We start from the raw sequence: 20691 nt of genomic DNA on the forward strand, positions 1-20691 counted from the left end.
TCTCTTCCCGGACCATCAGCCAATCAGAAGGACTCGTCGAAAGCGACATTCCCCTCGACAGCTATCTGGTAGGCCGAAACCCGCCGCTCGAAGAAGTTGGCCAGCTCCTGCACGTCCTGCAACTCCATGAACGCGAACGGGTTCGCCGTGCCGTACCGGACCGGCATCTGGAGCCTGACCAGCCGCTGGTCGGCCACGTACTCAAGGTAGCGCCGCATCTGCTCCACCCCCATTCCCGGCAGACCGTCGCCGCACAGGTCGGCCGCGAAGGCCAGTTCGGCCGCCACCGCCTCCTCGATCATCCGGGTGACCTGCTCGGTGAGCTGGTCGTCGAACAGGCCGGGCTCCTCGGCCCGCACGGTCTCCACGACGCCGAAGGCGAACTCCATGTGCATGGACTCGTCACGGAAGACCCAGTTCGTCCCGGTGGCCAGGCCGCTGAGCAGCCCTCTGGCGCGGAACCAGTAGACGTAGGCGAAGGCCCCGTAGAAGAACAGGCCCTCGATGCACGCCGCGAAGCAGATCAGGTTGAGCAGGAACGCCCGCCGGTCCTCCCTGGTCTCCAGCCGGGTCAGCCCGCCGAGCGAGTCGATCCAGCGGAAGCAGAACTCCGCCTTGTCGCGGATCGAGGGAATGTGCTCGACCGCGGCGAACGCCTTGACCCGCTCGTCAAGGTCGGGCAGGTAGGTGTCCAGCAGGGTCAGGTAGAACTGGACGTGCACCGCCTCCTCGAACAGTTGCCTGCTGAGATAGAGACGCGCCTCGGGGGCGTTGAGGTGCTGGTAGAGGTTGAGGACGAGGTTGTTGGCCACGATCGAGTCGCCGGTGGCGAAGAACGCCACGAGGCGGTTGATCAGGTGACGCTCCTCGGGCGTCATCCTCGCCAGGTCCGCCAGGTCGGAGGCGAGATCCACCTCCTCGACGGTCCAGGTGTTGCGGATCGCGGCCCGGTAGCGCTCGTAGAACTCGGGGTAGCGCATCGGCCGCAGGGTGAGATCCATGCCGGGGTCGAGCAACATCGGGAAAATGCCTTTCGGGGTGGCTGAGGGGTGACGGGGTGCCCTTGGGACGGGCCGCCGGCAGGTCTACTGGCAGGCGTCGCAGTACTCGGGGTTCTCCAGGGAGCAGGCGACGGCCTGGGGGTCGAGGACGGGGACCTCTCCGTCCACCGGTGCCGCCACGGTGGCCTGCGCGATCCGGGTGGCCGGGCGCGAGCGCAGGTAGTAGGTGGTCTTCAGGCCCGACTTCCAGGCGTAGGCGTACATCGAGGAGAGCTTGCCGATGGTCGGCGTGGCCATGAACAGGTTCAGCGACTGCGACTGGTCGATGTACGGGGTGCGGGCGGCGGCCAGGTCGATCAGCGCCTTCTGCGGCAGCTCCCAGGCGGTCCGGTAGAGCAGCTTCAGCTCGGCGGGGATCTCGGGAATGTCCTGGACGGAGCCGTCGGCGCGCTTGATCGCGTCACGGATCCGCGAGGTCCACAGCCCCCGGGCCCGCAGGTCGGCGACGAGATAGCGGTTGACCTGGAGGAACTCACCCGAGAGGGTCTCGCGCTTGAAGATGTTGGAGACCTGCGGCTCGATGCACTCGTAGCAGCCGGCGATGGAGGCGATCGTGGCCGTGGGCGCGATCGCGATCATCAGCGAGTTACGCAGCCCCGTTCCGGCGATCCGCTCCCTGAGCTCCGTCCACGCGGCCGACGTCGCAGCCCCGTAGTGGTCGGGGTGGAGCACCCCGGCGGCGGCCCTGGTCTCCTGGTACGAGGGGTGGCGGCCCCGCTCCGCGGCCAGGTCCGAGGAGGTCCGGTAGGCGGCCAGCGCGATCTCCTCGGAGATCCGGGTGGACAGCTCCAGCGCCCGCGGCGAGTCGAACGGCAGCCGCAGCGTGAACAGCACGTCGGCCAGGCCCATCACGCCGAGCCCGATCGGGCGCCACCTCTGGTTGGCGGCCCGAGCCTCGGGGGTCGGGTAGAACCCCAGGTCGATGGTGCGGTCGAGGAACCGCACGGCGGTGCGGACCGTCGCGCGCAGCCGCGCCCAGTCGACGCCGTCTCCGGAGTCCGGAGACAGGTGGGCGGCCAGGTTGATCGAGCCGAGGTTGCAGACCGCGGTCTCGGCGTCGCTGGTGACCTCGAGGATCTCGGTGCAGAGGTTCGACAGATGGATGACGTTTTCCGGCCTGGCCGTCTGGTTGGAGGTCCGGTTGGCCGCGTCCTTGAAGGTCATCCAGCCGTTGCCGGTCTGGGCGAGCGTGCGCATCATCCGGCCGTACAGGGTGCGGGCGGGGAGCTGCGTGGTGAACCGGCCCTCGGCCTCGGCGGCCCGGTAGGCGTCGTCGAACGCGGCGCCGTACAGGTCGGTGAGGTGCGGAACATCCTTGGGGTCGAACAGTGACCACACGCCGTCGGCCTCGACCCGGCGCATGAACTCGTCGGGGATCCAGTTGGCCAGGTTCAGGTTGTGCGTGCGGCGAGCCTCCTCGCCGGTGTTGTCGCGCAGTTCGAGGAACTCCTCGATGTCGGCGTGCCAGGGCTCCAGGTAGACGCAGGCCGCGCCCTTGCGGCGGCCGCCCTGGTTGACCGCGGCGACGCTTGCGTCCAGGGTGCGCAGCCAGGGCACGATGCCGTTGGAATGGCCGTTGGTACCGCGGATCAGCGAGCCCCGCGAGCGGATCCGGCTCCAGGCGATCCCGATGCCCCCGGCGTACTTCGACAGCCGTGCGACCTGCCCGTAGCGCTCGTAGATGGCCTCCAGCTCGTCGCGGGGCGAGTCGAGCAGGAAGCACGAGGAGAGCTGGGGCCGGCGCGAGCCGGAGTTGAACAGCGTGGGCGAGCTGGGCAGGTAGGACAGGGTGGCCATGAGCGTGTACAGCTCGGCGGCCTCCTCGACGGTCTCGGACAGGCCGCAGGCCACCCGGAGGAAGAAGTGCTGCGGGCGCTCCAGCACCTTGCGGGTGCGCGGGTGACGCAGCAGGTAGCGGTCGTAGACGGTACGCAGCCCGAAGTACTCGAATCTGGCGTCGGCGTCCGGCTCGATGAGCGCGTCCAGGACCCCGGCGTGGGCGGCCACGAACTCCGCGAGCCCGTCGGCGATCAACCCCGCCTCGTGCGTCGCGGCGACCGACTCGGAGAAGTCGCGGACGCCGTGCTCGGCGGCCTCGTCGGCGATCAGCTCGGCCAGCAGCGCGGCGGCGACCCTGGAGTTCTCGGGGTCGGTGATCACCCGGGCCGCCGCCTCGTCGATGGCCAGCCTGCGATCGACCGGCGCGTTCCCGGCGTTCTCCGCCACGGTTCCCGCCGCGGTCCCTGCTGAGATCCCTGCCAAGGCCTGTGTCACGTGGTGTTCCTCGCTCGCTCTGACTTCCCCGTACGGCTCCGCCGGAGGGGCACGCGTCCGCGAGCGATCCCGGGCACGCCGGACCGCCTCGTTCCGCGGGCCCTCCCACGAGGCCCTGGACAATCACGTCACCGGCAGGTCTTCGGACTCACGGGCGCCCTGCGCGTGCCTACCGGCCGTCGCTTCCCAGGCATGGTTCACCCAGTGCTCACATGACGGCTTTCGTTCCCGTTCACCGCTGCGGGGCAGTCCCGGAATCTCACCGGGTTCCCTCTTGCCTCGCCCCTCCCGGGGCGAACCAGCAACGAGCAGGATCCTACATCTAGGGGCGCCTGACGCAACTACCCCAACAAGTTGTGTCGGAGGACTTCAGTAGCCCGAGCTCGTGGAGCACCCCGCGGGTGCGGGCCGTCTCGGTGAAGAGCCACTGGCGGAAGTCGTCACCGCTGAGGTAGACCCGGCTCCATCCATTGGCCGCGCACAGGGCGCGCCAGCGCGGCGCGGCATCGATCCTGTCACACAGGGCGATCGCGGCGTCCCGGTCCGTCTGGCTCATGCCCTTGGGTCCCAGCAGGCCGCACCAGTCGCTGTACTCCAGCCGGACCTCGACCTCCAGGAGCGTCGGCGCGTCGATCCCGTCGAGCCGGTTGCCCGAGGAGACCACCAGGGGACGCAGGCGGCCCGCGATGATCTCGGGCCGCAGGGCGCGGGCCGACCCCAGCAGGGCCGCCACCCGTCCGACCTGGAGCGCCTCGGCGGCATCCTCGGCGCCAAGGAACCCCGCGTACTCCAGCAACCGGGCGTCCACCCCGAGGCACTTGCCGATCATGCCGTAGAGCACGTGGTCGGAACCGCCCTCCGGCCGGCCGCCGACCGTCAGCACCGCCGGGTTGCGGCGCAGCTCCGCGGCGAAGTCCTCGAAGGTGCGCAGGCGGGAGTCCGAGGGGACGACCAGGACCGTCCAGTCGCCGACCAGGCGGGCGAGAGGGGTGGTGGCGTCCACCACCGCGGCGGTGTTGGCGATCTCCGCGGCCGTCACCATCGGCATCGCGGTGACGAGCAGCCTGCCCTCGCGTGTGAACGAGCCGCGTACGGCGCCGAACGCGTCACGCGGGACGGAAGCCAGGGCTCCCGGCCGCTCGACGGCCATGGCGGAGCGCGCCAGCCCCGACAGGACCAGGACGGAGGCGAGCCGGCCCGCGATCCCGTCCCAGCCGTGGCCGTCGGCGGTGGGTTCGAGGATGCTCAGGCGGCCCACGGCCACGTCGGCGGAATCACCGGTCAGGTCGCAACCCGCGACGACCATGGCACCCGCCACCAGCGCGAAAAACCTCCTACGGCGCATAAGCGCCCCTTCCCCCAAGAACCCCCTATACCATAGGTTACCGCTTTATCACTATCCGTTATAGATCGGGGGTGTCACTGCGGCCCACCCCCCGGTGGGGCGACCATCGTCGGCGGTCGCCCCGGGAGCCGTCTCACTCCACCGTGACGCTCTTGGCCAGGTTGCGGGGCTTGTCGACGTCCCGCCCCAGTGCCACGGCGGCATGGTAGGCGAAGAGCTGGAGCGGGATCGACAGCAGGATCGGGTCCAGCTCGGTCTCGTTCCTGGGCACCACGACGCAGTCGTCGGCCAGCTTGGGGTCGGCCGTGCGGTGACCGACCATGAGCACCCGGCCGCCCCGGGCGCGGATCTCACCCAGCGTGGTGAGGTTCTTGTCCAGCAGTTCGTCGTCGGGGACGATCGCCACGGTCGGCATGTCCGGGCCGATCAGCGCCAGCGGCCCGTGCTTGAGCTCGCTGGCCGGGTACGCCTCGGCGTGCACGTAGGAGATCTCCTTGAGCTTCTGCGCGCCCTCGCGGGCCACCGGATATCCCCGGACCCGGCCCACGAACATCATGCTCGGCGCCTCGGCGTACTTCTGCGCCAGCTCCTTGAGCCGCGGCTCCAGCGCCAGGATCTCCTTGATCTGGTCCGGCAGCCTCCGCAGCCCCTCGCAGATCCGGCGGCCGTCTGCGGGAGACAGGTCACGCACCCGGCCCAGGTGCAGCGCGAGCAGCGCGAAGGCCACGGCGGTCGAGGTGAACGCCTTCGTGCTCGCCACCGAGACCTCGGGACCCGCGTGCAGGTAGAGGCCGCCGTCACACTCGCGGGCGATCGCGCTGCCCACGGTGTTGACGATGCCGAGCACCCGGCCACCCTTGCGCTTGAGCTCCTGGACGGCGGCGAGGGTGTCGTAGGTCTCCCCCGACTGGCTGATCGCCACGTACAGGGTGTCGGCCTCCACCACCGGGCTGCGGTAGCGGAACTCGCTGGCCGGCTCCGCGTCGGCCGGGATGCGCGCCAGTTCCTCGATGAGCTGCGCGCCGATCTGGCCCGAGTAGTACGCGGAACCACAGCCAATGATCTTCACCCGGCGGAACGAGCGGGTCTCCCGCGCGTCCATGTTGAGGCCGCCCAGGTGGGCGATGTGGAAGCGGTCGTCCAGGCGCCCGCGCAGCGTCCTGGCCACGGTGTCGGGCTGCTCGGAGATCTCCTTGAGCAGGTAGTGCTCGTAACCGCCCGTGTCGTAGTGCCCGGCCTCCCAGTCGACGGTCAGCGTCTCCTTGGCCGTCTCCCGCGCGTCGCTGGCGAAGGTGTTGAACCCGTCGGCCTTGAGCACGGCGATCTCGCCGTCCTCCAGGTGGACCACCTGGCGGGTGTAGCGGACCAGCGCGGCGACGTCCGACGCGGCGAACATCTCCTTCTCACCGATGCCCAGCACGATGGGGCTTCCGTTGCGGGCCACCACCACCTCGCCGGGGCGCTCGGAGTCGATCACCGCGATGCCGTACGTGCCGACGACCCGCTTGAGCGCGGTCCTGACGGCCTCCTCCAGGGAGTCGGCCTCCTTGACCGTACGGGCGATCAGGTGCGAGAGCACCTCGGTGTCGGTCTCCGACAGGAAGATCGCACCGTCGGCCTCCAGCTTGGCGCGCAGTTCGTCGGCGTTCTCGATGATGCCGTTGTGCACGACGGCGATGCGCTCGTCGGTGGACAGATGAGGGTGGGCGTTGACATCACTGGGCGCGCCGTGGGTGGCCCAGCGGGTGTGGCCGATGCCCAGCCCGCCCTTGAACCGCGCGGGCACGACCGCCGCCAGGTCGGCCACCCGGCCCTTGACCTTGCGCATCTTCAGACCCTTGTTGGAGACCACCACCCCGGCCGAGTCGTAGCCCCGGTACTCAAGACGCTGCAGACCCTCCAGCAGGATGGGGGCCGCGTCCTTGGGCCCTACATAGGCCACGATTCCACACATGTAACCGTTCCTTATCCATAGACGATCCGGCGCAGCTGGCGCAGGGAGAGTTCGGGTGCCGCGACACGGCGTACCGCCAGCTCGGCGGCCAGCCTGGGGAAGATCTCGTCATTGACCAGCCCTCTCCCCTTGAGCTCCGCGTGACGCCGCCTGACGAACTCCTCAAGGGGTTCGGAGAAGTAGGCCAGCACGTCGGCGACGACTCGCGCCGCTTCGCCCGGGCCGAGGGCGCTCGTCCGGGTCAGGTGGGTGATCAGATCCTCATACGGATGCCGTGTCGTGGGCACAGAGCAGGACCATACGCATCCGGGAGAGAGCACACCAAGTTTTCTGCCCGATTTCGGGCAGAGAATCTCCACAATGCTGCAACTTCGCCACAACGCGCGACAGTCGGCAATCTCTGATAACTCTAAGTAGCCATCAGAGGGGGAGGAACCATCATGCGCCGCCTGCCGGGGATCACCGTCGTCACCGCTCTCGCCGTACTGGTCTCGGCCGTCCCGGCACAGGCGGCATACCCGGGGGATCAGATGACACGGCCCCGGAAGCGCCCGGCACCCGCCACGACCGCGACCTCCCCCGGCGCTGTCGCCGGCACACCGCCGACGGCGGGAACGGGTGCGCGGTCCGGCAGGCAGGACGCCTTCGCGAAGGCCGCGCGGACGTACGGGGTGCCGGAGAGCGTGCTGCTCGCGGTCTCCTACCTGGAGTCCCGCTGGGAGGGCCACCGCGGGCTGCCCAGCGTCTCCGCCGGCTACGGCCCGATGCATCTGGTCGACGGCCGGGCCAGACCGGGCCGGCCGCACGGCGTCGGCGAGGACCCGCGCGGCGACGAGACCCGACCACGCGTGATCGCCCTTCCGCCCGTCGCGCCGGCCCCGCCCCAGGACACCCTGCGACGGGCCTCGGAACTGACCGGCCTGCCCCTCCGCCGGCTGCGCGAGGACCCCTCCGCCAACATCCTGGGCGGTGCCGCGCTGCTCGCCGACTACCGGCGCCGCACCGGCGGGAGCCCCGACGCCGGTGCGGCCGGCTGGTACGACGCGGTGGCCCGCTATCCCGGCGTACCGGAGGAGGGCGCCGCGGGAACGGAGGCGGCACGGTCCTTCGCCGACGAGGTCTACGCGACGATCCAGGCCGGTGCCGCACGGGTGACCGACGACGGCGAACGGGTGGTGCTGCCCGCGACGCCGGGCCTTTCCGTACCGCGGGCGCCACTCCCCCCCGAACCGCCTCTCCCCGAACCGCCCGCCCCGATGGCACAGCGCCGCGCGCACCGTCCCACCCCCAGCCCCGCCCCCACCTCCGCCCCCGTCACGGACACCGCCGTGAAGCCCGCGACGGAGCCTGCCGCGAAGATCGCCACAGTGCTCGCCGCAGCCCCCTCCCCCCTGCCCACCGCGAAACCCACCGCAAAACCCACCGCGGGCCCCACCGCGAAACCCGCGGCGGGCCCCGCGGCGAGACCCGTGGCGGCCCCCGCCGGGAAAGCCACCACCACTCCCGTCGCGGGGCCCGACTGCCCGAGGAACGTCTCCTGCGAGTGGCTCCCCGCCGTCTACCGGCGGCTCAAGGGCGGCGGCTACGGCAACCACGACCGCTCCGACGGTCCCCGCAGGATCGACTACATCGTGATCCACGACGGCGAGACGAGCTACGACGCGATGACCCGCCTGGTCAAGAACCCCGAATACCTGAGCTGGCACTTCACCATCCGCTCCAGCGACGGCCACATCGCCCAGCACCTACGGGCCAGGGACATCGGCTGGCACGCCGGAAACTGGTACGTCAACTCCCGCTCCATCGGCCTGGAGCACGAGGGGTACCTGGCCAGGGGCGGATCCTGGTTCACCGAGGCGATGTACCGGGCCTCGGCCAGACTGGTACGCCACCTCGCGGCCAAGTACGACGTCCCCCTCGACCGGGCGCACATCCTGGGACACGACAACGTGCCGGGCACCACCCCGGAGACCGTGGGCGGCATGCACGACGACCCCGGCCCGTACTGGGACTGGAGCCACTACTTCGAACTGCTCGGCAGCCCGCTGCGCGCCTCCGGCGGTGACGCCGCGCGCTCGGTGCTGATCAAGCCCGACTACGGCACCAACAGCCCGAACTTCACCGGCTGTCCTGGAGGGTGCCGCAGCCTGGGCGCCTCCTCGGTCTGGCTGCACACCCGCCCCTCCCTCACCGCGCCACTGGTCTCCGATATCGGCAAGCACCCCACCGGCGACTCCACGTACAGCGTCTACGACCACGCCGCCCGCGCCTCCAGCGGCCAGCGGTACGCGCTCGCCGAGCGCAGGGACGGCTGGACCGCGATCTGGTACCTCGGCCGGAAGGCGTGGTTCAGCGACCCCGCCGAGGCCCCCACCTCCCTGCCCGCGTCGGGCCCTCTGGTGACGCCCAGACCCGGCCGCTCCCCGATCAGGGTGTACGGCAGGGCCTATCCGAAGGCGCATGCCTACCCCGTGGGCGTCCCCGTGCAGGCCCTGACCCCGTTGCAGTACTCGATACCCGCCGGGCAGTTCTACAGCTCCGGCCCGACGACCCGTGCCTCGTACCTGCGGGCGGCCGCCTTCGATCCTGCCGAGCACCGCGTCGTCAGGGGCGAGATCCGCTACCGGCAGATCCAGTTCGGGCACCGGATCATGTTCGTCCGGGCCTCCGACGTCCAACCGGTCAGCAGGTGAAGACCTTCGTCAGACCCGATCCTTGCGCACATCCGCCCCGCGGAGGCGCTAGAGTTTCCACGTGCCCCGGAGTCGTCTCCGGGGAGCACGCGGAAGTGGCTCAGTGGTAGAGCATCACCTTGCCAAGGTGAGGGTCGCGGGTTCGAATCCCGTCTTCCGCTCCGGCAGGTCCTTTCAGGATCTGGCTGGTGGAGTGGCCGAGAGGCGAGGCAACGGCCTGCAAAGCCGTCTACACGGGTTCAAATCCCGTCTCCACCTCAGCGCACGACCTGCGGACCCCCGGGATCCGGTAGGGTAGTGCGAGCGCCAAGGGGAAACCCGAAGCGAAATGCGGAAGTGGCTCAGTGGTAGAGCATCACCTTGCCAAGGTGAGGGTCGCGGGTTCGAATCCCGTCTTCCGCTCTGGTGGTACCCGAGGACGATTAGCTCAGCGGGAGAGCGCTTCCCTGACACGGAAGAGGTCACAGGTTCAATCCCTGTATCGTCCACCGGATAAATCCCAGGCCCTCGGTCTGGGATTTTCTGTTTCCCGGCGCCGTGCCACCCGCGCGGAGCGACAGGAGCGAGGCCCCGGCGCCCGGATCCCGCGCGGCCCGCGGGTCAGCCGCCGGGTCCCACCTTATTGTTCGGCGCACCGTCGCCGCTGGTCGGCAGATCGCCGCGCTCCACCGGAGCGGACGGCGACAAGGGCGTCCCGAAACCATCCGGGATCGCCTGCCGCGCTCCGGCCACGGCCGCCTTCAGCGCGGCCCGGTCGACCTCGTCGACGCCGCCGTTCAACCGGATGAAGTGATCGGCTCGGACCGCCGTGTACTCATGGCGGCCCCCGCCCGAGCGGTACCAGCCCACCTCGTCACGCTCACACCTCACCGGAGCCCCCGGCGGATCCGCGTCCATCAGCGGCGTGTCCGCGCACCGGGCGTCGCTGAACGTGCCGCGGTCGACCCTCAGCTGAACGAGCGAGCCCTCGGAGAAGTAGACGGCTCCGAACCCGTCATTCCCGAACACGCCGGCCGACAGCACGGCCAGCTCGTACCCCGGCAGCTCCAGTACGTAGATCAGCTCCGGAGCCGCTCCCTGCCGCCGCACCTGATCCAGCACGTTCTGGCTGAGCGACGCCTCGGAGCCACAGCCCACGACCAGCCCGAGAACCGCGACGGAAACGAACCGCTCCTTCATTGTGATCACTTTGTCGTATCCGGTCCCCCTCCGACAACCTCGGCCTCGCGAGGTCCGCCGGAGCATCCGGCAAAGGCCCTCCCGGCCCGCTCTCACCCGGACTTCCCCGCCCGAACCCCGCCTGACGCGACCTCGGGTCCGGAACAATCATCACGATCACCTTTTTGGCCCGCGTCACCGGCGGGCAAAGAGACACCAAAAGAGGCACCATGGGAGGACGCATAACCTGAAACACCGTTAATCGCTATGCTTTTGAAACGTGGCAAAGGGGGCGAGCCTGTGCAACGCGTGGTGGTCGATCCTGAGGTGCCGAGGGACATCGCCGAACTCCTCCGTCGTAACGGGCCCCTGCTCTATCGCCTTCGTACCGGACGTGTCCCGAGGGGGGACGACGATCCCCGGGTTCCGGGAGTGCTCGTAGGGCTTTTCGGCGGCTCGGCGGCGGTCGCGGCGGCCGGATTGGCACTCGGCGGCACCCCGCTCCCGACGTCCGCGGCCGTGCTCACCCTGCTGGTCGGTTTCTACCTCATCATCCTCACGGTGATCTACCTCGCCAGGAAGCCCTCACCCGCCGACTCCATCGAGCGGGTCCTGTACCGGCACTCCCTGCAGTGGCAGGGGCGCTTCCTGATCCTGGAGGACTTCGACCACGACGCCAGAAACCTGCTCGGCCGGGTCCAGCGGGCGATCGACTTCATCGTGTGCTCCCGGGTCAACGCCATGGGCATGCTCGACAGCGTGCGCAACGCGGTGATGCTCCCCGCCGAGGAGTGGGAGATCGCCCGGCTGCTGACCAAGCTCTCCGCGCTGCGGGCCAGGCACCGCCATCTCGCCAGGGGCGGCAGGAGTCCCGAGGTGGCCGCGGCCATGGCGCCGCTGGAGCGCGCCCTGGCCGCCAGCGAGGCCGCCGTGCTCGCGCGGGTGGAGGCCCTGGAACGCTACGCGGGCCACGTGGCCGACGCCGATCGCGCCCTGCTCTCCCAGGGGCAGATCGAGGCACTGCGAGCTCACCTGCCCGAGTACGAGCAGCTCGTCGCCGAGACGGGCGCGGCCAGGTTCTCCGCGCCGGAGATCGGGCATCTCAGCGATGACGCCGACATGCTCCGGCGGGCGCTCGGCGAGAGCGTACGCTCGGCGCACGAGGCGTTCCGCCATCTCGACCGATGATGTGAGAACCTGACCGGATGGAGGGACGAGCCTGTGCGGCGAGTGGTGGTCGATCCCGAGGTTCCCGCCCGGACCGCCGACCTCTTCCGCCAGCACGCGTCGATGTTGTCGCGTATCCGCGCCGGCTGGAGCCCCGAGCCCGCTGAGCCCGCCTCTCGGCTGCCCGTCCGTTTCCTGTGGTCCGGAGGGGCGATGTCGGCGCTCCTGCTGGCCTGCCTGCTCTTCCTCGCGGACGCCGGGCAGCTGTTCTTCTTCGTGCTCGCCCTGCTCGCCCTCGTGGTCCTCGTCGGTTTCCTCACCGCCCGCGAGCCGCTGGAACCGGAGGCGACCGAGCACGACCTGTATCGCGAGGCCCGCTGGTACGAGGGCCGCTACCTGCTGCCCGCCGAGGACTTCGACTACAACGCCGGCCAGCTGCTCGAACGGGCCCAGCAGGCGATCGACTTCATCCTGCGCTCCCGGGTCAACGCCATGGGCATGCTCGACGACGTGCGCAACGCGGTGATGCTCCCCTCGCAGGAATGGGAGATCGCCCAGCTGCTGACCAAGCTCTCCGCACTGCGCAACGAGCATCACGAGTTCGTGTACGGCGGCAGCACGCCGGAGGTGGCCGCGGCCATGGCACCGCTGGAGCGTGCCCTGGCCGCCAGCGAGGCCGCCGTGCTCGCGCGGGTGGAGGCCCTGGAGCGCTACGCGGGCCACGTGTCCGACGCCGAGCGGGCGCTACGCGCCCACGAGCAGATCGAGATACTCCGCTCACGGCTTCCCCGCTATGAGGAACTCCTGGCGGAGTCGGGCGCGGACGCCTTCGCCGTACCGGAGATAGGGAAGCTCACCGAGGACGCCGGCCACCTGGAGCAGGCGCTGCGCGACAGTGTCCGTTCGGCGCACGAGGCCTTCCGCCACCTCGACGGCTCTGCCACCGACAGGGCCACCCACAGTGCCGCCAACGGGGCCGCCAACGGGGCCGCCGGCCCCTCGACCTCTCCGAGCGGGCCTGTCCATCCCCCGAACTCCGGGAACTCCGGAGAGGAACCTTCGGCTCCCTGAAGACGGATCCTCCCTCCCCGGGCGGACCGGCCCTTGTCATGCATCGCGAAGAAGACGAGGATAGCTCGCGTTCTTTGGAGGTAGCATGCGGATCCGCCTGGACACAACCCTCGGCGTGGTCGTGCTGGTCGACGTGTTACGGGTCTTCCTGCCCTCGTTGATCACGCTCTTCGGCCGGGCGGGAAGCACTCCCGCGGAGATGATGGGCCTGTACGCCCTCTCCTGGTTCGTCCTGGCCTTCCTGACCGTCCCGCTGGCCAGACTCGTCCAGCCGCGGCTGATCGCCCTCGGTGCCGGATGCCTGCTGCTCCTGGCTCGGCTGGCGCTCCAGCTGACCGGGGGCGGGGGCCCGCAGCTGTACGTGGCCAGCCTCGGCCTGCTGGCCGGCCTGGTCTGGCTGGTGGCGACCGCGATGGGCGGCCGGGACGCCCGGCCCGTGATGGCCGGGGTGATCGCCGGCCTGGCGGCCGCCACGGTGACCCACGCGGCGCTGGACGGCATCGACCTGATGTGGCGGCCTGGAGCGATCCCGTGGGCACTGCTGGCTGTCGAACTCGGGCTCTTCGGCCTGTTCCTGATCCGGGCGGAACTCCCGGACGAGGAGTACTCCGGTGCCCCCCGCGCCTGGCTGGCCCTCGGCCCCGCCCTGCTGCTCTGGGGTCTCTACACGGGCAACACCGCGCACGCCCAGGCGGCGACCGTATCCGCCCAGCAGGCCGCCGCCGTGATCGTGGCGGCGTTCGCGGTGGTGTCGGCGGCGCCCGCCGCGCTGCCGGTGCTGCGCCGCCCGCTCCCGCCCGCCATCGCCCTGGTGGCCTCGGCGGTGGCGTTCACCCTGGGCAGGGCCACCGTGGACGGCGTCCACGGGGTGGCCCCCGGCTGGACGATCGCCGCGCAGATCGTCGGCCAGCTCGCGCTCGGCGCCTGTCTGGCGCACGCCGCGACGACCTTCGGCCCGGACGGGGCGGCACGGCGGGGCCTGGCCGCGGCAGGAGGCATGCTGCTGTTCGTCGTGTTCGTCTTCGGTTACTACGCCGCCTACGACCTCTACCTTTCCAACCAGTGGGTGCCGGTCGGCGCGGCGCTCGTCGTCGCGGTCCTGGGTCTGGCGGGTGGCACGGGCCTGCCGCGCCGCTCCTACGACCGGCGGTTCGCGGCGGTCACCGTGGCCGCGGTCGCGCTGGTGGCGGCCGTGCCCCTCTGGCAGGGGGAGCGGCCTGGCTGGGAGGCACCGCGTGATGGGCTGCGGGTCGCGGCCTACAACATCAGGATGGGGTACGGCGAGTCCGGCAGGCTCTCCCTGGAGCAGCAGGCCGACGCGCTCAGGGAGTTGCGGCCGCACGTGGTGGTGCTGAGCGAGGCCGACCGGGGCTGGCTGCTCAACGGCGGCCACGACGGGGTGCGGCTGATCGCCGAGCGGCTGGGCATGCACTACATCTGGGCCCCGGCGACCGACGAGGTGTGGGGCGACGCCCTGCTCACCACGCTGCCGGTCACCTCGATAAGGAACCACGTGCTGGTCCAGGGCGGACCGACCGGCGCGCAGGCGCTGGAGGTCGGGCTGCGCTGGCAGGGCGGGGACGTCACCGTGATCGGCACCCACCTGCAGCCTCCGCCGGGCTGGCGCGAACTCGACCAGGTCGAACAGCTCGGCGGGATCGTCAGGGAGGCCTCCACGGGGGGCGCCCCGGTGATCGTGGCCGGCGACCTCAACCTTCAGCCCGGGGACCGGGCCTGGGAGGTGCTGACCGGCGCGGGCCTGACCGACCCCCTCGCCCCGGCCAGGCCGTTCAACACCATTCCGTCCCGGGGACACTCGGTCGAGCAGATCGACCACGTGCTCGTCACCCCGGGTTTCACCGGAAAGGACCAGGTCAACCCCGATGTCCCACACTCCGACCACCGCCCGATAGCGGTCACCCTGGTCGCCGGGCCTTGATCGGGTTCCGCTGGGTAGTGTCGGGTGCATGACGGGACGACCTGTACTGATCTTCGACGGCGACTGTGGTTTCTGCACGACGAGCGTCAGGTTCGCCGAGCACCGCATCGGGGTTCGCGCCCTGGTCGTCCCCTGGCAGTTCACCGACCTTCCGGCGCTGGGCGTGACACGCGAACGGGCCGAGCGCGAGGTGCTCTGGGTCCAGGACGGCGGTGTGCACGGCGGAGCGCAGGCGGTGGCCAGGCTGTTGATCGCCGCCGGTCTCCCGTGGAGCCCGCTGGGGTTCGCGCTGCGGGTCCCGCCGTTGCGCTGGGCGGCCCAGGGGCTCTACCGCCTGATCGCCGGCAACCGGCACCGCCTGCCCGGCGGTACCCCCGCCTGCGCCCTGCCTCCGGACCGCCGATGAAGGGCGTCCTGCTCACCGGGTTCGAGCCGCTCGACGGCGGCGGCAACCCGTCGTGGGAGGCGATCGCCCTGGTGCCCGGGGTGCGGACCGCGCTGCTCCCCTGCCGGTTCGGCGAGATGCTCGAGCAGTTGCGCGCGGCGGTGGCCGAGCACGATCCGGCGGTGGTCGTGTGCGTCGGGCAGGCCGGAGGGCGGCCGGACGTGACCGTGGAGCGGGTGGCCGTCAACCTCGACGACGCGTGCGTCCCGGACAGCGCCGGGCGGCAGCCGATCGACGAGCCGGTGGTACGTGGCGGTCCTGCCGCCTACTTCGCCACGCTGCCGGTGAAGGCGTGCGTGGCGGCGGCGCGGGCGGTCGGGGTGCCCGCGAGCGTCTCGCAGAGCGCCGGCACGTTCCTGTGCAACCACCTCTTCTACGGCCTGATGCACCTGATCGCCACCGAGCGGCCGGGGGTCCGCGGAGGTTTCGTGCACCTGCCGTACAGCCCCGGGCAGGTCCTTGGCGAGGCCAGGCCCTCCATGCCCGTCTCGGTGTCCGCCCAGGCGCTCACGGCGATCGTGACCACCGCCGTCTCCGTCTCGCTGGGCGGTGATCTCCGCCTGGTCGGTGGCTCCCTGCACTGACCGGGCGCCCCGCGTCGGGGCCGCCCGCTCCCTTCGTCCCCGTTCTGGGGAAAGGCGGCCCGCCGGTCAGAGCGGCACGCCGTACACCACCCGGCGGCCCGCGAACTCGGTCACGCTCCACAGCGTCTTCTTGTCGCGGACGCAGGTGAGGTCCTCAGGCCCCACCGGGTAGGGCCGTCTGCGCACCGTGTCGCCGACCACGACCAGGGTGCCGTTCCCCGCGGCGCCCGCGGTCTGGCTGAGATACCAGGTGCCGTTGTAGGAGAGCGCGCCCTGGATCTTGCTCACCGGGAGCGCGTAGGCGTCCACGGCCTGGACGACGCCGCCGGCGGGGGCGTTCAGTGCCCCCTGCGCGGTCAGCGACCAGCGGGCCACCCGTCCGACCGTGCCCGCCGTGTCGACGTACTCGCCACAGATCAGGGTGTGGGGGGTGGTGCTGCGGTCGACGGCGGTGTAGGAGAAACGCACCGTGCCGCCGGTGGTGGTCCAGGCGTCGGTCTGCGGCATCACGTACCGGTAGCCGAACGCCTCGTATCTGCCGCCCTTCCTGCCGATCTCGGCCGTGCCGTCCCCGTTGACCTCGAAGATCTGCCGGGTGTCGAACACCCGCAGGCCCCGCGTGGTGTCGGCGACGTACAGCAGGCCGCCGTACCAGGCGACGCCGCCCGCGTGGATGTTGATCGGTGCGATGTTCCCGTCCGCGGCGACCCGCACCAGCAGGACGTGCCGGTAGCGGAGCCTCGCGGCGTTCAGGAAGGTCAGGCGCACGCCCCGCTCGGCCCCCGACGTCGGCGAGTGGTACCAGCTCACCACGAACGTGTTCCCGCCGATCCCGGCGTCGGAGGCGGAGGTCAGGCCCTGGGGGTACCACTCCCTGGTGACGTTGTCGTCCGCGTCGAAGCAGTACCAGTCAACGGGTTTGGGAGTCATCGTGGCGAACGCCCCGGCACCGGTCGATCCCTTTCTGGCCGCGACGCGATTGGCCTTGGCCAGCACGGTGTCGAGGGAGACCCGTTGAAGTTCCTTCTCCAGGACCTTGATCCCGGCCGCGAGGCCGCCGGCGTCCCGTTTCAACCCGAACGGCTCCGCCGGTGCGGCCTTCATCTGACTCATGTGGGGGTCTCCTTGTCCGGTCCCGCCAGGATCGGCGGATCAAGATACGGAGTTCATGAGTATGCCTTTACTCAAATCCCTTTTGTAGTTAAAAGGGCCAGGTATGAACGGGCTCCCCGGTCCGTGACAGTTCCCGGTACCGGCTCACCAGGCGCGCCCGCGCCGCCTGGTCGCCCCCCATGCCCGCCAGCGCCTTCCGCTGCCAGATCGCACCGGTACGGCGGCGCGTGACGCGTTCCCGCACGATGTCCAGCGCCCACCGGATCTCGCCCGGCTCCACGCCCATCTTGCCGAGACCGGTCTCGGCGACCGGCAGCAGGTCCAGGGCGAGCCGCCAGGCCGGGACCTCCTCGCTCAGGCCGGGCCAGCTCAGCGGCGCGTCCAGGCCGTGGATCGCGCCTCGGTAGAAGTTGCGGTAGGCCCCGGCGAAGGGGAACTCCTCCACCGGCTGGAGGGCCAGGGCCGCGGTCAGCCCAAGCAGGAACGCGCTGTTGGCCGCCATGTCCGCCGCGCTCGGCCCCGCGGGCAGAGCGCGCATCTCCACCCGAAGGTGGCCGCCGCCGACCGGGTCGTAGACCGGCCGGTTCCACAGCCACACGGTGCCCTGGTGGAGCCGGAGCTCGGCCAGCTTCGGGACACCGCCCGCGGGCACCTCCTCCGGTGCCGAGCTCATCGGCAGCACCGGTTCGTAGTCGCGGACGCATGCCTCGAACAGTCCCTCGGCGCTCCGCGCCCAGCCGGAGCCGAACGCCACCCGCCGGACCCTGCGGTCGAGCCGCTCGACGTCCCGGTCGTCGGCGGCCTCCTCGAACAGCGCGATCCTCGTCTCCTCCCAGAGCTGCCTGCCCAGGAAGGCCGGTGAGTTGCCACTGACCGCGAGGACCGGGCCGATGGCCAGCTGGGCGGCGTTGTAGACGCGGGCGAAGTCGGCGGGAGGCGTGCGGAGATGAACCTGCCAGGAGGTGTTGGCGCTCTCCAGGATCACCCCCTTGACCTCCAGCTCCAGCAGTTCGACCCCCTCGATGCGCACCCGGAACGGCTCCGTGCGCAGCCGCCGCATGCCCCTGGCCAGCGCTCGGTAGCGTCCCTCACCGCTCAGCGCCTCGTGGGTGAAGTCGAACTCGCTCAGTGAGGGCAGGATCCCGATCACCACGACCTGCCCGCCCTGCGTCTCGGCCGCCGTGTCCACCACGGCCATGATCTCCCGCATCTCGCGCATCATGGCGGTGAACGGCCGCCCGGCGATCGGCAGCGGGGTCAGGTTGGCCTCCAGGTTGAACCTGCCCAGCTCCAGCGTGAGCCGATCGTCGGCGGCGACCGCCTGCACCTCCTGGTTGCGGGGCAGCGGGCGGCCGTCGGGCGTTATGAGGAACATCTCCAGTTCAGCCCCGATCGTCACGGGACCGGCCCCGAAACCGGGCCGCGCGAGCACCTCGCGGAGAGTGCCGAGCTGCTCCGCCAATCTCTCCCCGAAGCGGATGAACTCCACCTCGGAGTAACGGTCCTTGTCGACTTTCTGCCCCATCACACCGTCCGATCAGTTGGTCCTCGTGCTCCCTCCCTCTCTCCCAGCTTGCGCCTTCTAATCAGGGCTTTCGTCACAGCCCTCCGTGAACGAGGGCGCGCGGCACGTCCGGGGCCCCTTGCCGCGTCTCCTCTGACTTCCCACGATGCCTCGCGGGCACCGAGAAGGGAACGGGGGCCGGGACCGAATTGAGTAGTGTCAGGTTCGAGTGGAGCCGAAAGGCGGCGGCCGGTAGCCGGAAGAGAGTGTGCGCGGGTGCGAGCGGTGGTCTTCGACGACTTTGGAACCGATCTTGAGGTTCGGGAGGTGCCCGCCCCCGAGCCCCCGCCCGGCGGAGCGGTGATCCGGGTGGAGGCCACCGGGCTCTGCCGGAGCGACTGGCACGGCTGGCAGGGCCACGACCCGGACATCCGGGTCCTGCCCCACGTGCCCGGGCACGAGCTTGCCGGGGTGGTCGAGGCGGTGGGCGCGGGCGTCGACTCGTGGCGGCCCGGCGACCGGGTGACCGTCCCGTTCGTCTGCGCCTGCGGTTCCTGCGCGGCGTGCGCGGCCGGCGAGCAGCAGGTCTGCGAGCGTCAGACCCAGCCGGGGTTCACCCACTGGGGTTCCTTCGCCGAGTACGTGGCGATCGATCACGCGGACGTGAACCTGGTGCGGCTCCCCGAGGAGATGAGCTTCGGCACCGCCGCGAGCCTGGGCTGCCGCTTCGCCACCGCCTACCGGGCCGTGAACGCCGTGGGCCAGGTGCGGCCCGGCGAGTGGACGGCCGTGCACGGCTGCGGCGGTGTGGGCCTGTCCGCCATCATGATCGCGGCTGCGGCCGGGGCCAGGGTGATCGCCGTGGACGTCTCCGCGGGCGCCCTGGAGATGGCCGGCGCGTTCGGCGCCACCGCCTGCGTCAATGCCGCCCCGGCCGAGGCCGATGTCCCCGCCCGGATCATGGAGCTCACCTCGGGGGGCGCCCACGTCTCCATCGACGCGCTCGGCAGCCCCGGGACATGCACGGCGTCGATCGAGAGCCTGCGCCGCCGGGGACGCCACGTCCAGATCGGCCTGCTGCCGGGGCTCACCGCGCTCCCGATGGGCCGGGTGATCGGCTACGAGCTCGAACTTCTCGGCAGCCACGGCATGGCCGCACACGCCTACCCGGCGATGCTGGCGGCCGTCGCCGACGGCACCCTCCACCCGGACGCACTGGTCACCCGCTCCATCGGCCTCCAGGAGGCGGGAGGCGCGCTCGCCTCGATCGGATCCGTCCCCGGCGTCACGATGATCATTCCATCCCTGCGCTGACGGCGCGGGCCGCGAACCAAAAGAGAACACGTTTCAGTTTTTGTCGACCAAAACAGCGGCGGTGCCGGCTTCGCCTTCCACCGGCTGAGAGTCCGGTCGGAGATCGGCAGGTCATGAGCACGGAGCCCGACGGGCGCACCCGGCGGCCACGTCCCGTGCGCCGTTGAACCGGCTCGCGGCGGCCCGGCGCGCCACAACTGATCCACAGGTTACTTCCAAGAGGCCACCCCCAGACTGTGCGCACTCAACAGAAGGAGAACCTGTGAAGATCGCACTGGTCACCGGGGCCGGGCGGGGCATCGGCCGGGAGATCGCCCGGCAGCTTGCCGAGCGCGGGATGACCGTGTTCGCCGGGGTCCGTGACGAGAGCCACGCTCCCGAGGGCACCCGTCCCGTACTGCTCGACGTCACCGACCCGGCGGCGGCCGCGAGCGCGGCCAAGATCGTCGGTGAGGGGTTCGGGCGGCTGGACGTACTGGTCAACAATGCCGCGACCTGTGGTGACTTCGGCGTGGCCCCGGCGGAGGTGACCGTCGAGCACATGCGGGTCACCTACGAGGTGGGCGTCTTCGGGGTCGTCACCGTCACCCACGCGATGATCCCGCTGCTGCGGGCGTCCGGCGAGGCCAGGATCGTCAACATGACGACCCGGCTGGCCTCGGTCGGCCTCACCTCCACCGGAGACGACCTCAACGTCGCGTGGCCGATGCTGGCCTACAACTCGGCCAAGAGCGCGCTCAACGCGCTCACCGTGCTCTACGCCAACGAGCTGCGCGGGTCCGGAATCCTGGTCAACGCCGTCGATCCCGGCCACTGCGCCACCGACCTGACCGGCCACACCGGAACCCGTACGGCGGCCGAGGGCGCGGCGGTGGCCGTACGGATGGCGACTCTCGGCGGCGACGGCCCGACCGGCACGTTCAGCTCGCAGGAGGGCCCCATCCCCTGGTAGACGGACCCCGATGGCGACAGCCGGGGAGAGCGCAGATCGGTGCTCTCCCCGGCTGTCTCCGGCAAAAGCGGCACACCATCAATAGCCGGCCTGTCCTTTCATTCAATGAGGCCTGAT

General features: G+C 70.7%; 16 protein-coding genes, 4 tRNA genes and 1 riboswitch. Of the genes, 12 read left to right on the top strand and 8 right to left on the bottom strand.

Going from position 1 to position 20691, the window contains the following annotated elements:
• Positions 1-23: 23 nt before the first annotated feature.
• The 5 genes from ACQP0P_RS30385 to ACQP0P_RS30405 form a co-directional block, all read right to left on the bottom strand.
• Positions 24-1019: a ribonucleotide-diphosphate reductase subunit beta gene (locus ACQP0P_RS30385; RefSeq protein ID WP_433360950.1), complete on the bottom strand. Its 996-nt coding sequence runs from the start codon at positions 1017-1019 to the stop codon at positions 24-26.
• 66 nt (positions 1020-1085) lie between these two features.
• Positions 1086-3335, bottom strand: coding sequence for a ribonucleoside-diphosphate reductase subunit alpha (locus ACQP0P_RS30390; RefSeq protein ID WP_433360953.1), 2250 nt, complete (start codon positions 3333-3335; stop codon positions 1086-1088).
• A gap of 116 nt (positions 3336-3451) precedes the next feature.
• Positions 3452-3653, bottom strand: a riboswitch (cobalamin riboswitch).
• A 4-nt stretch (positions 3654-3657) separates the two neighbouring features.
• Positions 3658-4680: a Bug family tripartite tricarboxylate transporter substrate binding protein gene (locus ACQP0P_RS30395; RefSeq protein WP_433360956.1), complete on the bottom strand. Its 1023-nt coding sequence runs from the start codon at positions 4678-4680 to the stop codon at positions 3658-3660.
• A gap of 133 nt (positions 4681-4813) precedes the next feature.
• Complete coding sequence (gene glmS / locus ACQP0P_RS30400; protein ID WP_433360959.1) at positions 4814-6634, bottom strand: glutamine--fructose-6-phosphate transaminase (isomerizing); 1821 nt, start codon at positions 6632-6634, stop codon at positions 4814-4816.
• 11 nt (positions 6635-6645) lie between these two features.
• Complete coding sequence (locus ACQP0P_RS30405) at positions 6646-6921, bottom strand: hypothetical protein (RefSeq protein WP_355554105.1); 276 nt, start codon at positions 6919-6921, stop codon at positions 6646-6648.
• Between the two features lie 153 nt (positions 6922-7074).
• On the opposite strand from ACQP0P_RS30405, the gene ACQP0P_RS30410 reads away from it, so the two are divergent.
• The 5 genes from ACQP0P_RS30410 to ACQP0P_RS30430 all read left to right on the top strand — a co-directional run bounded on the left by ACQP0P_RS30410 (position 7075) and on the right by ACQP0P_RS30430 (position 9815).
• Positions 7075-9327: an N-acetylmuramoyl-L-alanine amidase gene (locus ACQP0P_RS30410; protein ID WP_433360962.1), complete on the top strand. Its 2253-nt coding sequence runs from the start codon at positions 7075-7077 to the stop codon at positions 9325-9327.
• An 89-nt stretch (positions 9328-9416) separates the two neighbouring features.
• Positions 9417-9488: transfer RNA gene (locus ACQP0P_RS30415), tRNA-Gly, on the top strand.
• A gap of 26 nt (positions 9489-9514) precedes the next feature.
• Positions 9515-9585, top strand: a tRNA-Cys gene (locus tag ACQP0P_RS30420).
• A gap of 72 nt (positions 9586-9657) precedes the next feature.
• Positions 9658-9729 (top strand) — tRNA-Gly (locus ACQP0P_RS30425).
• A gap of 14 nt (positions 9730-9743) precedes the next feature.
• A tRNA-Val gene (locus ACQP0P_RS30430) sits at positions 9744-9815 on the top strand.
• A 112-nt stretch (positions 9816-9927) separates the two neighbouring features.
• Here ACQP0P_RS30430 and ACQP0P_RS30435 read toward each other — a convergent pair.
• Positions 9928-10506, bottom strand: coding sequence for a hypothetical protein (locus tag ACQP0P_RS30435; RefSeq protein ID WP_433360965.1), 579 nt, complete (start codon positions 10504-10506; stop codon positions 9928-9930).
• Positions 10507-10785: 279 nt separating this feature from the next.
• Here ACQP0P_RS30435 and ACQP0P_RS30440 point away from each other — a divergent pair, with 279 nt between their 5' ends.
• The 5 genes from ACQP0P_RS30440 to pcp all read left to right on the top strand — a co-directional run bounded on the left by ACQP0P_RS30440 (position 10786) and on the right by pcp (position 15691).
• Positions 10786-11673, top strand: a complete 888-nt coding sequence (locus tag ACQP0P_RS30440) for a hypothetical protein (protein ID WP_433360968.1) — start codon at positions 10786-10788, stop codon at positions 11671-11673.
• Between the two features lie 33 nt (positions 11674-11706).
• On the top strand, positions 11707-12723 hold the full coding sequence (locus ACQP0P_RS30445) for a hypothetical protein (RefSeq protein WP_433360971.1): 1017 nt from the start codon (positions 11707-11709) through the stop codon (positions 12721-12723).
• Between the two features lie 85 nt (positions 12724-12808).
• Positions 12809-14662 (top strand): endonuclease/exonuclease/phosphatase family protein, encoded by a 1854-nt coding sequence (locus tag ACQP0P_RS30450; protein ID WP_433360973.1) that lies wholly within the window; start codon positions 12809-12811, stop codon positions 14660-14662.
• Positions 14663-14690: 28 nt separating this feature from the next.
• The gene (locus ACQP0P_RS30455) at positions 14691-15068 is read left to right on the top strand and encodes a thiol-disulfide oxidoreductase DCC family protein (RefSeq protein WP_433360976.1); all 378 of its coding nucleotides are present in this window, start codon (positions 14691-14693) and stop codon (positions 15066-15068) included.
• The gene (pcp, locus tag ACQP0P_RS30460; RefSeq protein WP_433360979.1) at positions 15065-15691 is read left to right on the top strand and encodes a pyroglutamyl-peptidase I; all 627 of its coding nucleotides are present in this window, start codon (positions 15065-15067) and stop codon (positions 15689-15691) included. Before ACQP0P_RS30455 ends, pcp begins: the two co-directional genes overlap by 4 nt.
• A gap of 66 nt (positions 15692-15757) precedes the next feature.
• Here pcp and ACQP0P_RS30465 read toward each other — a convergent pair whose 3' ends face one another.
• Positions 15758-16804 carry a hypothetical protein gene (locus tag ACQP0P_RS30465; protein ID WP_433360982.1) on the bottom strand — a complete coding sequence of 349 codons (1047 nt, stop codon included), beginning with the start codon at positions 16802-16804 and terminating at the stop codon, positions 15758-15760.
• Positions 16805-16892: 88 nt separating this feature from the next.
• A complete protein-coding gene (locus ACQP0P_RS30470) occupies positions 16893-18329 on the bottom strand; it encodes a glutamate--cysteine ligase (protein WP_433360985.1) in 1437 nt (478 codons plus the stop codon).
• Positions 18330-18584: 255 nt separating this feature from the next.
• Between ACQP0P_RS30470 and ACQP0P_RS30475 the strand changes: the two genes are divergently transcribed.
• Together ACQP0P_RS30475 and ACQP0P_RS30480 are read left to right on the top strand one after the other, a co-directional pair.
• Positions 18585-19622 (top strand): alcohol dehydrogenase catalytic domain-containing protein, encoded by a 1038-nt coding sequence (locus ACQP0P_RS30475; protein ID WP_433360988.1) that lies wholly within the window; start codon positions 18585-18587, stop codon positions 19620-19622.
• A gap of 262 nt (positions 19623-19884) precedes the next feature.
• On the top strand, positions 19885-20574 hold the full coding sequence (locus tag ACQP0P_RS30480; protein WP_433360991.1) for an SDR family NAD(P)-dependent oxidoreductase: 690 nt from the start codon (positions 19885-19887) through the stop codon (positions 20572-20574).
• Positions 20575-20691: the final 117 nt, after the last annotated feature.

The sequence above is a fragment of the Streptosporangium sp. CA-115845 genome, from assembly GCF_050943795.1.
Classification (GTDB): domain Bacteria; phylum Actinomycetota; class Actinomycetes; order Streptosporangiales; family Streptosporangiaceae; genus Streptosporangium.

Excerpts from the sequence above, each read along its gene's own strand:
- ACQP0P_RS30385 (WP_433360950.1), bottom strand. The coding sequence starts at position 1,019 with ATGTTGCTCGACCCCGGCATGGATCTCACCCTGCGGCCGATGCGCTAC.
- ACQP0P_RS30395 (WP_433360956.1), bottom strand. The coding sequence starts at position 4,680 with ATGCGCCGTAGGAGGTTTTTCGCGCTGGTGGCGGGTGCCATGGTCGTC.
- glmS (WP_433360959.1), bottom strand. The coding sequence starts at position 6,634 with ATGTGTGGAATCGTGGCCTATGTAGGGCCCAAGGACGCGGCCCCCATC.
- ACQP0P_RS30410 (WP_433360962.1), top strand. The coding sequence starts at position 7,075 with ATGCGCCGCCTGCCGGGGATCACCGTCGTCACCGCTCTCGCCGTACTG.
- ACQP0P_RS30435 (WP_433360965.1), bottom strand. The coding sequence starts at position 10,506 with ATGAAGGAGCGGTTCGTTTCCGTCGCGGTTCTCGGGCTGGTCGTGGGC.
- ACQP0P_RS30450 (WP_433360973.1), top strand. The coding sequence starts at position 12,809 with ATGCGGATCCGCCTGGACACAACCCTCGGCGTGGTCGTGCTGGTCGAC.
- ACQP0P_RS30455 (WP_433360976.1), top strand. The coding sequence starts at position 14,691 with ATGACGGGACGACCTGTACTGATCTTCGACGGCGACTGTGGTTTCTGC.
- pcp (WP_433360979.1), top strand. The coding sequence starts at position 15,065 with ATGAAGGGCGTCCTGCTCACCGGGTTCGAGCCGCTCGACGGCGGCGGC.
- ACQP0P_RS30465 (WP_433360982.1), bottom strand. The coding sequence starts at position 16,804 with ATGAGTCAGATGAAGGCCGCACCGGCGGAGCCGTTCGGGTTGAAACGG.
- ACQP0P_RS30470 (WP_433360985.1), bottom strand. The coding sequence starts at position 18,329 with ATGGGGCAGAAAGTCGACAAGGACCGTTACTCCGAGGTGGAGTTCATC.